The organism is Limobrevibacterium gyesilva (genome assembly GCF_025989185.1).
In the GTDB taxonomy this organism is placed as follows: domain Bacteria; phylum Pseudomonadota; class Alphaproteobacteria; order Acetobacterales; family Acetobacteraceae; genus Limobrevibacterium; species Limobrevibacterium gyesilva.
The window spans coordinates 17,487-30,877 of the sequence record NZ_JAPDNT010000009.1; the positions used below are offsets into that span (position 1 = coordinate 17,487).

Genomic DNA, 13,391 nt, shown 5'->3' on the forward strand with positions numbered 1-13,391 from the left:
CGGCATTCCCCCAGTCGTTCAGCCGGCCCATCCCAAGGCGCGCCGGCGCACCAGTGCCAGCAGCGTGTCGAGGATGAAGCCGAGGCCGGAGATGACCACGATGGGCACGAACATGTCCACGCTGCGGAAGGCGCGGGCGGCGCGGATCATCTGGTCACCCAGGCCGTCGCCGGGCTGCACCATCTCTGACAGGAACACTACCACGCAGGCAATCACGGCGGCGACGCGGATGCCGGTGAGGATCTGCGGCATGGCGGCGGGCAGGATGACCCGCAGCACGCAGCCAGTGGGCGAGGTGCCGGCGGCGCGGGCGGACCAGATCAGCTTCTCGTCCACCGCGCGGGCGGCGTAATGGGCGGCCAGCATCACCGGGAAGATGGCGTCGATCAGCACCAGCACGATGCGCGGCGTGTTGTCGAAGCCGAGTGTCAGCAGCAGCACCGGGAACAGCGCGATCTTCGGCAACGGGCCAAGCACGCGGACCAGCGGTTCGAAGATCGCGCGGCCGGCGCGGGTCTGCGCGGAGATGACGCCGAGGGCGATGCCAAGCCCGACCGCGAGCGCGAGGCCGGCGAGCAGGCGGAACAGGGTGGTGGCGAGGTCGGCCACGAAGGTGTCGGTGGCCAGCGCGATGGCGGTGCGCTGCAGCACCAGGCTCACCGGCGGCAGCAGCGTGCGCGGCACCATGCCGGAACGCGCGAACAGCTCCCATGCCGCGAGCAGCAGGAGAACGGAGTAGCAGGAGCGGAGCGCGCGCAGGATCATGCGCCGGTCGGCAGCTGGTCCTGCCGTTCCGGCGCCCAGAAGGTCAGGCGCCGGCGCAGGCGTTCGAAAGTGGCGTCGAGAACGAAGCCAAGCACGGCGACGACGACGATGACGGCATAGGTCAGCCGGTACTGGGCCATGTCCATGGCATTGAAGATGTCGTAGCCGAGGCCGTTCTGGCGGACGATCATCTCCGAGCTGATCATGACGATCAGGCCGATGACGATGGCGACCCGCACGCCCAGCAGCAGTTCCGGCAGGGACGCGGGCAGGATGATGCGCAGCAGCACGCCGGCGCGCCCGGTGCCCATGGCGCGGGCCGACCAGACCAGTTTTTCTTCCACTGCGGCGGCGCCCTGCTGGCCGTGATATACGATCGGCAGGGTGACGCTGAGATAGATGATGGTGATCTTCGACAGGTCGCCGGCGCCGAGCCACAGCATCAGGATCGGGATCAGCGCCGCCTTGGGCACGGGATAGAACAGTGCCAGCAGCGGCGAGACGAAGCCGCGCACGGCGGCGCTGCGCCCGCACAGGATGCCGAGCGGCACACCGGTGGCCAGCGCCAGCACGAAGCCCGCGGCCAGCCGGTACAGCGAGGCGCGCAGGTCGCCCCAGATCTCGCCGCTGGCGAACAGCGCCCACAGCTCCGGCAGCACCGCCAGCGGCGTCGGCAGCGTCTCCACGCGCATGGCCATGCCGGCCGCCTGCCACAGCGCCAGCAGCGCCGCCAGCACGATCAGCGGGCCGAAGCGAATCACGCCGTGGTGTCCATCATCCGGCCGATCTCGATCACCAGCTCCTGGTAGCGGGGATGGCGCAGCAATTCCTCGCGCCGGCGCGGGCGCGGCAGGTCCACGGCGATGTCGGCCTTGATGGCGCCGGGGGCGGCGCTCATCACCAGGATGCGGTCGGAGAGATAGACGGCCTCGTCCACGCCGTGGGTGATGAACAGCACGGTCTTGCGCTCGCGTTCCCAGATCTGCAGCAGCTCGTCCTGCAGCTTGGCGCGGGTATGGGCGTCGAGCGCGCCGAACGGCTCGTCCATCAACAGGGTGCGCGGGCGATAGGCCAGCGTGCGCGCGATGGCGACGCGCTGCTTCATGCCGCCGGACAGTTCCTTCGGATAGAGTGCCGCATATTGGCGCAGATGCACGAGGTCGAGCAGCTCGTCCACGCGGCGGTCGGCTTCGGCGCGCGGCACGTTCTGTTCGGCGAGGCCGAAGCGGATGTTCTGGCGCACGGTCTTCCAGGGAAACAGCGCGAATTCCTGGAACACCGGGCCGCGGTCGGGGCCCGGGCCGGCGATCGGCTTGCCTTCCACCAGCACCGCGCCGCCGCTCGCCGGCACGAAGCCGCCGACGATATACAGCAGCGTGCTTTTCCCGCAGCCGCTGGGCCCTACGATGGTGACGAACGCGCCATCGGCGATGTCGGCGGAAATCTCCGACAGCGCGCGAACGGGCTCGCCGCCGCCCGCACGGGTGTAGGTCTTGGAGACCCGATCAAGCCGGATCATTCAATCGTTTGCCGGTGTCAGCTCGGGCTTCTGGTAGTCCGCGGCGTTCATCTTCTGCTTGATGTAGCCCGTGCGGGTGAACAGGTCCCAGGTCTGCTGGATCGACTGGAAATCCGGCCGCCCGACGGGATCGCGATAGAAGTCGCGCTCGCTCATGAGGTACTTGTCCAACGTTGCGTAGTCGATCTTGGTGACTTCGGACGTCACCTTCTTCGCATCCTCCGGATGGGCGATGGCGTGCTTGGTGGCGGCCTTGAAGTCGGCCATGTAGGCGCGGATCAGGTCTGGCTTGCCGTCGGCGATGTCCTTGCGGCAGGACTCGAACGTGTCGGTCAGCGGACTCAGCAGCTCGCTCATCTCGAATATCTTGCGGATGCCGCCGCGGGCTTCGGCGCGGCTGGCGAAGGGCTGGGCGAAGGGGCCGGCGGCGATGCGGCCGGCGCGCAACTGGTCCTCGACCTGCGGGAAGGGGATTTCCACCAGCTTGAGGTCCTTGGCCGGATCCACGCCGCCCTTCTTCAGCCATTCCAGCAGGTAGAAATAGATGCCGCCGTTGAACACGGTGCTGGCCACCGTCTTGCCCTTCAGGTCCTGCGCCGAACGGATCGGGCTGCCGTCGAGCGTGCCCCAGTAGACCGAGAAATACCCGGCCTTCTCCTGCGCCAGCGAGCCGAGGATGTAGCCCTTGAAGTCGCCTTCGCCCACGGCCTGGGCGAAGCTGATCGGCGATTGCGTGCCGCAGTCGATGGCGTTGGCGACCAGCGCCTGGGCAATCGGCGGCGTGCCCTGGAACTGGAACCATTCCACGCGGTAGGTCTTGTTGATGCCCTGGAACAGCTCCGGCCGCTTCATCAGCAGCCATTTCGCTTCCTCGGCCGGCACGGTCCAGCCGACGCGCAGGGTTGGCAGGTCCGCGGCGAAAGCGCGCGGCGCCAGCGGCGACAAGGCAAGCGTGGCGAGGAACAAGGCGGAACGGAGCAGCTTCATTGCGGTTTCTCCGGCGCAGGGTTGCGGCATCGTCGCCGCAGGGCGGCATGCGAACAAGAGGGAAATTGCACCTGTTGGCGCGCCCCGCCTGTGGCTAGCCTGCATTCGCACGAAGAACGGAGGATGGCGGTGGAGATAGCGGTCGTCGGCGGCAGCAACGGCGGCTATGCCGCAGCGGCGGATCTGGCGGATGCCGGCCACGGCGTGCGCTTCTGGCGGCGCGATGCGGCGGCGTTCGCGCCGGTGGTGGAGACGCAGTCCATCGACCTGCTGGACGCGCGCGGCGAGCGCACCGTGAAGCTGGCGTTGGCAAGCACCGATCTCGGCGCCGTCGTGCGCGGGGCCGCCCTGATCGTGGCGCCGCTGCCGGCGTTCGGGCAGGACGCGCTGGCGCGCGCGCTGGCGCCGCACCTCGCCGATGGGCAGGTGGTGTTCCTGCCGCCGGGAAGCTTCGGCACGCTGGTGATGGATCGTGCCCGCCGCGCCGCGGGCAGTACCGCCGAGGTGGCGTTCGCCGAGGCCGGCACGCTGCCGTATCTCACCCGCAAGCACGGGCCGCGGCGCGTGGCGATCCGCGTGCGCGCGACGCGGCTGCCGACAGGCGTGCATCCGGCGCGGCTGTCCGATCACGCCTTCGCCGTGCTGGGCCGCGCCTATCCCGCCGTGGAGCGGTTGCGCGACGGGCTGGACGGTGCGCTGGTGAATGCCGGGCCGATCATCCATCCGCCGCTGATCGTGATGAATGCAGGCCCGCTGGCGCATTTCGACCGCTGGGACATCCATAACGAAGGCACGCAGCCGACCATCCGCCGGGTCACGGATGCGCTGGACGCCGAGCGCGTGGCGGTGCGCGCGGCGCTGGGATATGGCGCGCCGCATTATCCGCTGGCCGACCATTACCGCAGCGACGGCGAGGAATGGATGTATGGCCGCAAAGGGCATGAGCGGCTGGTGGACAGCGCAGATTGGCGCGAGAAGATCGATCTGATGACGCACCGGTATATGCGCGAGGACGTGGCCTGTGGCCTGGCCCTGCTGGTGTCGCTGGCGGAGTGGGCGGGGGTGAAGGCGCCGGTGGCAACAGGGTTGCTGGCGGTGGCGTCGGCGGCCGTTGGCGAGGATTTCCGGCGCAGCGGGCGCACGCTGGAGGCGCTGGGGCTCGCGGGCCTGGATCGCGCGGCCATGGCGCGCCTGCTGGCGGAGGGGGACGTGGCGTGAGCAAGCCCGTCATCGCCGTGGTCGGGCCCGGCCGCATGGGGCGCGGCATGGCGCATGCGTTCGCCTATACCGGCCACCAGGTGCGCCTGATCGATGTGAAGCCGCGCCCGGCGGAAGCCGCGCAACAGGCGCTGGTGCAGGCGCGCGGCGAGGTGGTGCGCAGCCTGGACGTCATGGCCGGGCTGGGCGCGATCACGCCGGCGCAGGCCGCGGCGATGGCCGCGCGGATCGTGACGCTGGCGGGCGACGCCGCCGATGCGGCGCTGGCCGAGGCCGACATCGTGTTCGAGGCGGTGCCCGAGGTGATGGCGTTGAAGCAGGCGGCCTTCGCCCGCGTGTCGGCGGCGGCGCGGCCGGATGTGCCGGTGTCGTCCACGACATCGACCTTCAATGTCGATGCGCTCGCGGCCTTCGTGACACGGCCGGAGCGGTTCCTGAACACGCATTGGCTGAACCCGGCCTTCCTGATCCCGCTGGTGGAGGTGAGCCCGGGGGCGGCCACCGATCCCGCGGTGACGGCGGGGATGCTGCAATTGCTGCGATCGGCGGGAAAAGTGCCGGTGGAATGCAAGGCCGCACCCGGCTTCATCGTGCCGCGCATCCAGGCGCTGGCGATGAACGAGGCGGCGCGGATCGTCTCCGAAGGCGTGGCGACGGCCGAGGCTGTCGATACGGCGACGCGGGTGGCGTTCGGCACGCGCTTCGCGATCCTGGGCCTGCTGGAGTTCATCGACTATGGCGGCGGCGATATCCTGTATTACGCCAGCAACTACCTGAAGGACTCGCTGGGCGAGGAACGCTTCGCCCCGCCCGAAGTCATCGTGGACAACATGCAGCAGGGCCGCACCGGCGCGCGCGCGGGTGCGGGATTCTACGACTGGGCCTCGCGCGACCTGACCGACTACCAGCGCGAGTTGTTCGCCAAGTTGTTCGACCTGCTGGGCCACCTGAAGCTGCTGCCGACGCCAAGCTGAGGGTCCGGCCGAAGGCCATGGCACGGCGCGCTGCCGCCGCTAATCGCTTGAATCACGGATTCGGCGGCGTTACGCTGTGTGTCAGAAGCGGCCGGAAAGGCCGCATGTAGAACAAGGTCGCGCCGGCAAGGGCGCCGTCCGTCGGGGGGATGCACGTGGGACGCCTGTGCGGCCGATCCCGCCTTCATGCTATCGCCGCGATTCCGGCCGCACGCGGCTGATGGCGGGGCCGGGCCGTGACTCGGCGGCGTTGCTCAGCGTTAACGATGTGGTGATGCGCTTCGGTGGCATCATCGCTTTGGGCGGCGTGTCCTTCGCTGTCGGGCGGGGGCAGATCTGCGGCCTGATCGGGCCGAACGGGTCCGGGAAGACCACCCTGTTCAACTGCATCAGCGGCATCTACCGCCACTCCCGCGGCGATATCCTGTTCGAGGGGCAGTCGCTGTCCGGCCTGCCGCGCCATCGCATGGCCGCATTGGGGATCGGCCGCACCTTCCAGAACGTGGCGCTGTTCGACAGCATGACCGTGCGTGACAACATGCTGGTCGGCGCGCACCACCTGGGCCGCTCCGGCTTTGCGGCGAACGCGCTGCGCCTGCCCGGGCCGCGGCGGGAAGAGGCGCAGGCGCGCGGCAAGCTCCCGGAGTTGCTGGACCTGCTGGACCTGCGCGCGGTCGCCGACATGGCAGTGGGCGGGATGCCGTTCGGCACGCGCAAGCGGGTGGAACTGGCGCGCGCGCTGATCGGCGCACCGAAGCTGCTGCTGCTGGATGAGCCCGCCGGCGGGCTGAACCACGGCGAGGTGGAGGAACTGGAGCGGCTGCTGCGGCTGATCCGCGCACATTTCGACCTCAGCATCCTGCTGGTCGAGCATCACATGAACCTGGTGATGCGCGTGTCGGACCAGGTGGTGGCGCTGGAATTCGGCATGAAGATCGCCGACGGCACGCCCGGCCAGGTGCGCAACGAGCCGGAGGTGATCCGCGCCTATCTCGGCGAGACCGACAATGCCCACGCCTGACGCGCCGGCCCTTCTGGAAGCCGTCGGCCTGCACGGCGCCTATGGCGAATCGAAAGTGCTGCACGGGCTGGATTTCGTGGTGGACCAGGGCGGAGTCACCGCGCTGCTGGGTGCCAACGGCGCCGGCAAGACCACGACGCTGCGGGCGATCTGCGGGATGATCCGCACCGCCGGCGAGATCCGCTTCAACGGCGCGCGGATCGACGGGCGGGCAACGGACGCGATCGCCCGGCTGGGCATCGCGCATGTGCCGGACGGGCGCGGCACATTCATGGAACTGACGGTGGCGGAAAACCTTCGCCTCGGCGCCTACGCGAGGCGCGACAAGGCCGGCGTGGCGGCGGATTTTGCACGCATGTTCGGCTATTTCCCGACGCTTCGCGAACGGCTGCGCCAGCAGGCGGGCACGCTGTCGGGCGGCGAACAGCAGATGCTGGCGATCGCGCGCGCGCTGTTGCTGCACCCGAAGCTGCTGCTGCTGGACGAGCCATCCTTCGGGCTGGCGCCGCGGATCGTGCGCGACATCTTCACCATCATGCAGCGCATCGTGCAGGAGGAAGGCGTCGGCGTCCTGGTTGTCGAGCAGAATGCCAGCCTGGCGCTGGCGATTGCCGATCGAGCCTATCTGCTGGAAACAGGGCGCATCGTCATGGCCGGCCCGGCCGCGGACATCCGCAGGGATGAGGCCGTGCGCCGGTCCTATCTCGGTTACTGAGGGGCGCGGCATGAACGGCCTGCTGCACCAGTTGGTCTCCGGCATCGCCTCTGGCGGGATCTATGCCAGCGTGGCGCTTGCGCTGGTGATGATCTACCAGGCAACGCACCACGTGAACTTCGCCCAGGGTGAGATGGCGATGTTCTCGACCTATATCGCGCTGACGCTGATCGAGGCGGGCGTGCCGTATTGGGGCGCGTTCGTGATCACGGTGGCGGTGTCGTTCGTGATCGGGGCGGCGATCCAGCGCGTGCTGATGAACCCGATGGCGAATGCGCCGGTGCTGGCCTCCGTCGGCATCTTCATCGGCTTGTTGCTGATGTTCAACAGCGTCGCGGGCTGGCTGTTCACCTACACGCTGAAGCCGTTCCCCAGCCCGTTCGGCGAAGGACCGCCGCTGTTCGGCGGCTTCGTCTCCCGCCACGAGCTCGGCTCGACCATTGTCACGCTGATCGTGCTGCTGACGGTGTGGGCGTTCTTCCGCTTCACCAGGCTGGGCCTGGCGATGCGGGCGGCGGCGTTCAATCCTGTCTCCAGCCGGCTGGTCGGCATCCCCGTCGGGTCCATGCTGGCGCTGGGCTGGGGCCTGGCGGCGGCCATCGGGGCCGTCGCTGGCATGATGATCGCGCCGGTGGTGTTCCTCGATCCCAACATGATGTCCGGCGTGCTGCTCTATGCGTTTGCGGGCGCCTTGCTGGGCGGGATCACCAACCCGCTGGGGGCGGTGGTCGGCGGCTTCATGGTGGGCGTGATCGAGAATATCGGCGGCGCGTACATCGTGGGCACGGAGCTGAAGCTGACGCTGGCGCTGGTGATCATCGTCGTGGTGCTGGTCGTCAGGCCGGCGGGCCTGTTCGGCAAGACAGTGGTCAACAGGGTGTAGGCGATGCGGAACGGCGTCTCCCGCGCAGCACCCTGGGCGTTCCTCATCGCCGCCGCGGTGCTGCCGCTGCTGCTTGCCAGCGACTACCAGTTGTTCCAGTTGACCATGGTCGTCGTCTATGCGGTGGCGATCCTTGGGCTGAACCTCGTCACCGGATTCAACGGCCAGATCTCGCTGGGGCATGGCGCGTTCTATGCCGTGGGCGCCTATGTGACGGCGATCATGATGGACAAGTGGGACGCGCCGTATTGGGCGACGCTGCCAGTGTCGGCGGCGATCTGCGCGGGCGTCGGCTTCCTGCTCGGGCTGCCGGCGTTGCGGCTGGGCGGGCTGTACCTGGCGCTCACCACGTTTGCCTTGGCGGTGGCGACGCCGCAATTGCTGAAATACAAGCTGGTCGAGGACTGGACAGGCGGTGTGCAGGGTATCGTCATCACCAAGCCCGACGCACCCTTCGGGCTGCCATTCAACGCGGATCAGTGGCTGTATCTGTTCTCGCTCACCGTGGCCACGGTGCTGTTCCTGCTTGCCGCCAACCTTGTGCGTGGGCGGATCGGGCGCGCCATGATGGCGACCCGCGACCATGCGCTGGCGGCCGAGGCGATGGGCATCGATATCGCCCTGCTCAAGACGCGCACTTTCGCCGTCAGCGCGATGTTCACGGGCATCGCGGGCTCGCTCGGTGCCATCGCGATCCAGTTCGTCGCCCCGGACAGCTTCTCGGTGTTCCTGTCGATTACGCTGTTCGTCGGGCTGGTCGTGGGCGGCGTCGCCTCGATCGCCGGGCCGGTCTTCGGCGCGCTGTTCATCGAGTTCGTGCCGAACATCGCCGACCAGGTTTCCAAGGCCGCGCCGGGCGCGGTGTACGGCGTGATCCTGATCGCCTTCATGTTCCTGATGCCGTCCGGCCTCGCAGGCTTCCTGCGCGGCCTGCTGCGGAAGGCCGTACGTTCCATACGGCCGGCCACGCCATCACGATCGACGGAGGGATGACCAACGCCTGAAGATCGGCATCCCGGACAGGAAGGAGCAAGAAGTCGTAACGAAACAACAGAACGGAGGTTTGCCATGCATCGCCGTACTCTGCTTTCGACGATTGGTGCCGCGGTCGCGGCGGGAACATTGCCGAAGGCGTGGGCCACAACCGTCGGCGTGACCGCGACCGAGATCAAGATCGGCCACACCATTCCCTATAGCGGCCCGGCTTCGGCCTATGGCGTGATCGGGCAGGGCCATACCGCCTTCTTCAAGATGCTGAACGAGAACGGCGGGATCGCCGGGCGCAAGATCAATTTCATCTCGCTGGACGACGGCTACCTGCCGCCGAAGACGGTGGAGCAGGTGCGCCGCCTGGTCGAGCAGGACCAGGTTGCTTTCCTGTTCAACACGCTGGGCACGCCGAACAACACGGCGATCCAGAAATACGTGAACCAGAAGAAGGTGCCGCATCTGTTCCTGGCCACCGGCGCGGACAAATGGGGAAACTACAAGGAATTCCCGTGGACGATCGGCTGGCAGCCGAGCTACCGGACCGAGGCGCAGATCTATGCCAAGTACATCACGCTGAACCATCCGAACGCGAAGATCGCGGTGCTGTATCAGAACGACGATTTCGGCAAGGACTACCTGATCGGCCTGAAGGATGCGCTCGGCGCCGATTATGGCAAGCTGGTGGTCAAGGAAGCGTCCTACGAAGTGACGGACGCCACCATCGACAGCCAGGCGGTGTCGTTTCAGGCCTCGGGCGCCGATGTGCTGGTGACGGCGGCGACGCCGAAATTCGCCGCGCAGACGATCCGCAAGGTCTACGACCTTGGCTGGAAGCCGCTGCATTTCATGACCAACGTGTCCGCCTCGGTGGGTGCGGTGATCACGCCGGCGGGGCCGGAGAAGGCCGTGGGCGTCATTACTTCGCAATACGCCAAGGACCCGACGGAGCCGACATGGAAGGACGATCCCGGGATGAACGAGTGGCGGGGGTTCATGAAGAAATACCTGCCGGACGCGGATCTTTCGGATTCCGGCTATGTCTTCTCCTATGGCGTCTGCAACACCCTGCTGCAGGTGCTGAAGCAGTGCGGCGATGACTTCTCCCGTGAGAATATCATGAAGCAGGCGACGAACCTGAAGGACCTCGAAATCCCGACTCTGCTGCCGGGCATCAAGGTCAATACCAGCCCGACCAACTATCACCCGATCCGGCAGATGCAGCTGGCGAAGTGGAACGGCAAGACGTGGGAGCTGTTCGGGAGCGTGATCGAGGGCGCCGGAACCTGATCCGGCGATCTGCGGGCGCCATGCCGGCGCCCGCAGATTGCCAGGCGGTTCAGCGCCACGCCGTGCGCAGGGCCGCCGCGATCATGTGCAGCGCCGTGTCGGCGGCGCGGGGGCGCTCGCGCCTACTCGGGATGGTGAATGGGCCGGCCGCTATAGACGGTGTTGTTGCGCACCAGGGACAGTATCGGAGACGCCGGAAGCAGCGGCTGCATGGGAATGCCGCGCGTGGCCCGTTGCGGGAACAACGTGCCGGCCTGCACCGTGACGGCGACGCGGTCGCCCCGTCCGGCGCCCAGCCTGGCCCAGCTGTCCGCCGGGATGGCGACGTCGATCTCGACGCCGCCGAGTTCCACCACAAGCTGCGCCAGCGGGCCCACGGCGTGAACATGGCGGATGATGCCGGGCCCGTCGGCCGCCGGCGCCAGCGTGACGTCATGCGGGCGGACATAGGCGATCGCGCTGCCCATGATGTCCTCGGCGCGGCCGATGGGCGTGCCGTCGGCCAGCAGCGCGCGGCCGCCCTCGACGCGGCATTCCAGCCGGTTGGTATCGCCCAGGAACTCGTGCACGAAGGCGCTGGCCGGCGTGCAATACACCTCGGCCGGCGTGCCGACCTGCTCGATGCGGCCGTTGGCCATCACCACCACGCGGTCGGCCAGCTCCAGCGCCTCCTCCTGGTCGTGGGTCACGAACACGCTGGTGACTTTCACGTTCTCGTGCAGGCTGCGCAGCCAGCGCCGCAGCTCCTTGCGCACCTTGGCGTCGAGGGCACCGAACGGCTCGTCCAGCAGCAGCACGCGCGGCTCGATCGCCAGCGCCCGGGCCAGCGCCACGCGCTGCCGCTGCCCGCCGGAGAGCTGGTTCGGGTAGCGGTCGGCGAGCCAGTCGAGCTGCACCAGGTTCAGCAGCGTGTGTACGCGCCGGGCGATCTCCGCGCGCGGCAGCCGCTGCGCGCGCGGCCGCACGCGCAGGCCGAACGCCACGTTCTCGAACACGGTCATGTGGCGGAACAGGGCGTAATGCTGGAACACGAAGCCTACACCGCGTTCGCGGACATGCCGCTCCATCGCATCCTGGCCGCCGAACATCACGGTGCCGCTATCGGGCCACTCCAGGCCGGCGATGATGCGCAGCAGCGTCGTCTTGCCCGATCCCGACGGCCCCAGCAGGGCCAGCAGCTCGCCCGGGCGCACGTCGAGGTCCACGCCGTCCAGGGCGGCCTGCGCGCCGAAACGCCTGGTCACGCCGCGGATGCTGATCTCGGCCGTCATCATCGCCCTCCTTATCGCCGCCGTGTCGCCGCCAACTCGCTGGCATGGCGCCATTCCAGCAACAGCTTGGCGCCAAGTGTCACGAGGGCGAGCAGCGCGAGCAGCGAGGCCACGGCAAACGCGGCTTCGATCTGGTAGTCGTTGAACAGGATTTCCACCTGCAGCGGCATCGTGTTGGTCGCCCCGCGGATATGGCCGGAAACCACCGAGACGGCGCCGAATTCGCCCATGGCGCGGGCGTTGCACAACAGCACGCCGTACAGCAGGCCCCAGCGCAGGTTCGGCAGGGTCACGCGCAGGAACGTCTGCCAGCCGGATGCGCCGAGCGAGATCGCGGCTTCCTCCTCCTCCGCGCCCTGCTCCTCCATCAGCGGGATCAGCTCGCGGGCGACGAAGGGCAGGGTGACGAACACCGTGGCCAGCACGATCCCGGGCAGCGCGAACACCACGCGCAGGTCGTGCTGCTGCAGCAGCGGGCCGAGCCAGCCGCGCAGGCCGAACAACAGCACCTGCACCATGCCGGCGATGACCGGCGAGACCGAGAACGGCACGTCGATCAGCGTGACCAGCAGGTTCCTGCCGCGAAACGTGAAGCGCGCGATGCACCAGGCGGCGGCGACCCCGAAGACCACGTTCAGCGCCACCGCGATCAGCGCGACAATGACCGTCAACCTGATCGCCGAAAGCGTGTCGGGATCGGCCAGCGCCGACAGGTATGTGTCCAGCCCGGCGGCGAACGCCTGCACCACGACGCTGGCGAGCGGCAGCAGCAGGAACAGGAAGGTGAAGCCCAGCGCGGCGGCGGTCAGCGCCCAGCGCACCGGGGCGCTTTCGGTGACCCGCACCACGCGGCGGGACATGGCGGAAGCGGCCGCCGCCGGCGCGGGCCGGGGCTGGTTCACGTCAATCCGCATGCTGCAACCGGGTCCAGCGTTGCAGGCGGTTGATAGCGAACAGCAGCACGAACGCCACCGCCAGCATCAGCGTGCCGATCGCCGCCGCGCCGGCATAGTTGAACTGCTCCAGCTCGATGACGATCAGCAACGGCACGATCTCGGAGACCATCGGCTTGTTGCCGGCGATGAAGATGACCGAGCCGTATTCGCCCAATCCCCGTGCCAGCGCCATGGCGAAGCCGGTCAGCAGCGCCGGGGCCAGGGCGGGCATGATCACCCGCGTGAATGTCTGCAGTCGCGTGGCGCCAAGGATGGCGGAGGCTTCCTCCTGCTCGCGCTCCAGGTCCTGCAGCACCGGCTGCACTGTGCGCACCACGAAGGGCAGGCCGACGAAGGTGAGGGCCACCAGGATGCCCAGCGGGGTGAAGGCGACCTGGATCCCCAGCGGCGCCAGCAACGCGCCGATCCAGCCGTTCGGCGCATAGAGCGAGGTCAGCGCGATGCCCGCGACCGCGGTGGGCAGGGCGAAGGGAAGGTCGACCGCTGCGTCGACCAGCCGGTGGCCCGGGAACGGATAGCGCACCAGCACCCAGGCGAGCAGCAGGCCGAACAACGCGCAGAGCGCGGCAGCGCCGAATGCGCATAGCAACGTCACGCGGAAAGCGGCCAGCACGCGCGGCTGCAGCACGGCGCCGACGAAATCGGCCCAGCCATGGGCGAAGGTGGTCAGCACCATGGCGCCGAGCGGAATGATCACGAACAGCGACAGATAGGCCAGCGTCGTCCCCAGCGCCGGCCCGAAGCCGGGCAGCACGCTGGGCTTGCGCCAGCCGGAGATCCAGCCTGCCTGGGTCATGATGGTCAA

The 13,391-nt window shown here is 68.3% G+C and carries 14 protein-coding genes; 7 read left to right on the forward strand and 7 right to left on the reverse strand.

The annotated features are described in order from the left end of the window. Positions 1-18: 18 nt before the first annotated feature. The 4 genes from OL599_RS12940 to OL599_RS12955 are packed head-to-tail and all read right to left on the reverse strand — an operon-like array spanning position 19 to position 3,271. Positions 19-765, reverse strand: coding sequence for an ABC transporter permease (locus tag OL599_RS12940; protein WP_264714199.1), 747 nt, complete (start codon positions 763-765; stop codon positions 19-21). Then, positions 762-1,526, reverse strand: a complete 765-nt coding sequence (locus OL599_RS12945) for an ABC transporter permease (RefSeq protein WP_264714200.1) — start codon at positions 1,524-1,526, stop codon at positions 762-764. The genes OL599_RS12940 and OL599_RS12945 overlap by 4 nt, the downstream gene beginning before the upstream one ends. After that, on the reverse strand, positions 1,523-2,284 hold the full coding sequence (locus OL599_RS12950) for an ABC transporter ATP-binding protein (protein WP_264714201.1): 762 nt from the start codon (positions 2,282-2,284) through the stop codon (positions 1,523-1,525). The genes OL599_RS12945 and OL599_RS12950 overlap by 4 nt, the downstream gene beginning before the upstream one ends. Next, a complete protein-coding gene (locus OL599_RS12955; protein WP_264714203.1) occupies positions 2,285-3,271 on the reverse strand; it encodes an ABC transporter substrate-binding protein in 987 nt (328 codons plus the stop codon). It abuts the gene before it with no gap. A gap of 129 nt (positions 3,272-3,400) precedes the next feature. Here OL599_RS12955 and OL599_RS26055 point away from each other — a divergent pair, with 129 nt between their 5' ends. The 7 genes from OL599_RS26055 (at position 3,401) to OL599_RS12990 (ending at position 10,359) form a co-directional block, all read left to right on the forward strand. Beyond that, positions 3,401-4,489: an NAD/NADP-dependent octopine/nopaline dehydrogenase family protein gene (locus tag OL599_RS26055; RefSeq protein ID WP_264714204.1), complete on the forward strand. Its 1,089-nt coding sequence runs from the start codon at positions 3,401-3,403 to the stop codon at positions 4,487-4,489. Beyond that, positions 4,486-5,463 (forward strand): 3-hydroxybutyryl-CoA dehydrogenase, encoded by a 978-nt coding sequence (locus tag OL599_RS12965; RefSeq protein WP_264714205.1) that lies wholly within the window; start codon positions 4,486-4,488, stop codon positions 5,461-5,463. Before OL599_RS26055 ends, OL599_RS12965 begins: the two co-directional genes overlap by 4 nt. Positions 5,464-5,737: 274 nt before the next feature. Continuing rightward, positions 5,738-6,484 carry an ABC transporter ATP-binding protein gene (locus tag OL599_RS12970; protein WP_264714206.1) on the forward strand — a complete coding sequence of 249 codons (747 nt, stop codon included), beginning with the start codon at positions 5,738-5,740 and terminating at the stop codon, positions 6,482-6,484. Beyond that, positions 6,471-7,199 (forward strand): ABC transporter ATP-binding protein, encoded by a 729-nt coding sequence (locus OL599_RS12975; protein WP_264714207.1) that lies wholly within the window; start codon positions 6,471-6,473, stop codon positions 7,197-7,199. The genes OL599_RS12970 and OL599_RS12975 overlap by 14 nt, the downstream gene beginning before the upstream one ends. A 10-nt stretch (positions 7,200-7,209) precedes the next feature. Next, positions 7,210-8,082, forward strand: coding sequence for a branched-chain amino acid ABC transporter permease (locus OL599_RS12980; RefSeq protein ID WP_264714208.1), 873 nt, complete (start codon positions 7,210-7,212; stop codon positions 8,080-8,082). A 3-nt stretch (positions 8,083-8,085) separates the two neighbouring features. Further along, positions 8,086-9,075: a branched-chain amino acid ABC transporter permease gene (locus OL599_RS12985; protein WP_264714209.1), complete on the forward strand. Its 990-nt coding sequence runs from the start codon at positions 8,086-8,088 to the stop codon at positions 9,073-9,075. A gap of 75 nt (positions 9,076-9,150) precedes the next feature. Continuing rightward, positions 9,151-10,359 carry an ABC transporter substrate-binding protein gene (locus OL599_RS12990; protein WP_264714210.1) on the forward strand — a complete coding sequence of 403 codons (1,209 nt, stop codon included), beginning with the start codon at positions 9,151-9,153 and terminating at the stop codon, positions 10,357-10,359. A gap of 122 nt (positions 10,360-10,481) precedes the next feature. Here OL599_RS12990 and OL599_RS12995 read toward each other — a convergent pair whose 3' ends face one another. From OL599_RS12995 to cysT, 3 genes are read right to left on the reverse strand one after another with little or no spacing between them, the layout of a single operon-like run. Then, positions 10,482-11,630, reverse strand: coding sequence for a sulfate/molybdate ABC transporter ATP-binding protein (locus tag OL599_RS12995; protein ID WP_264714211.1), 1,149 nt, complete (start codon positions 11,628-11,630; stop codon positions 10,482-10,484). A gap of 11 nt (positions 11,631-11,641) precedes the next feature. After that, positions 11,642-12,490, reverse strand: coding sequence for a sulfate ABC transporter permease subunit CysW (gene cysW / locus OL599_RS13000; RefSeq protein WP_264714305.1), 849 nt, complete (start codon positions 12,488-12,490; stop codon positions 11,642-11,644). Positions 12,491-12,533: 43 nt separating this feature from the next. After that, positions 12,534-13,382, reverse strand: coding sequence for a sulfate ABC transporter permease subunit CysT (gene cysT / locus OL599_RS13005; RefSeq protein WP_264714212.1), 849 nt, complete (start codon positions 13,380-13,382; stop codon positions 12,534-12,536). Positions 13,383-13,391: the final 9 nt, after the last annotated feature.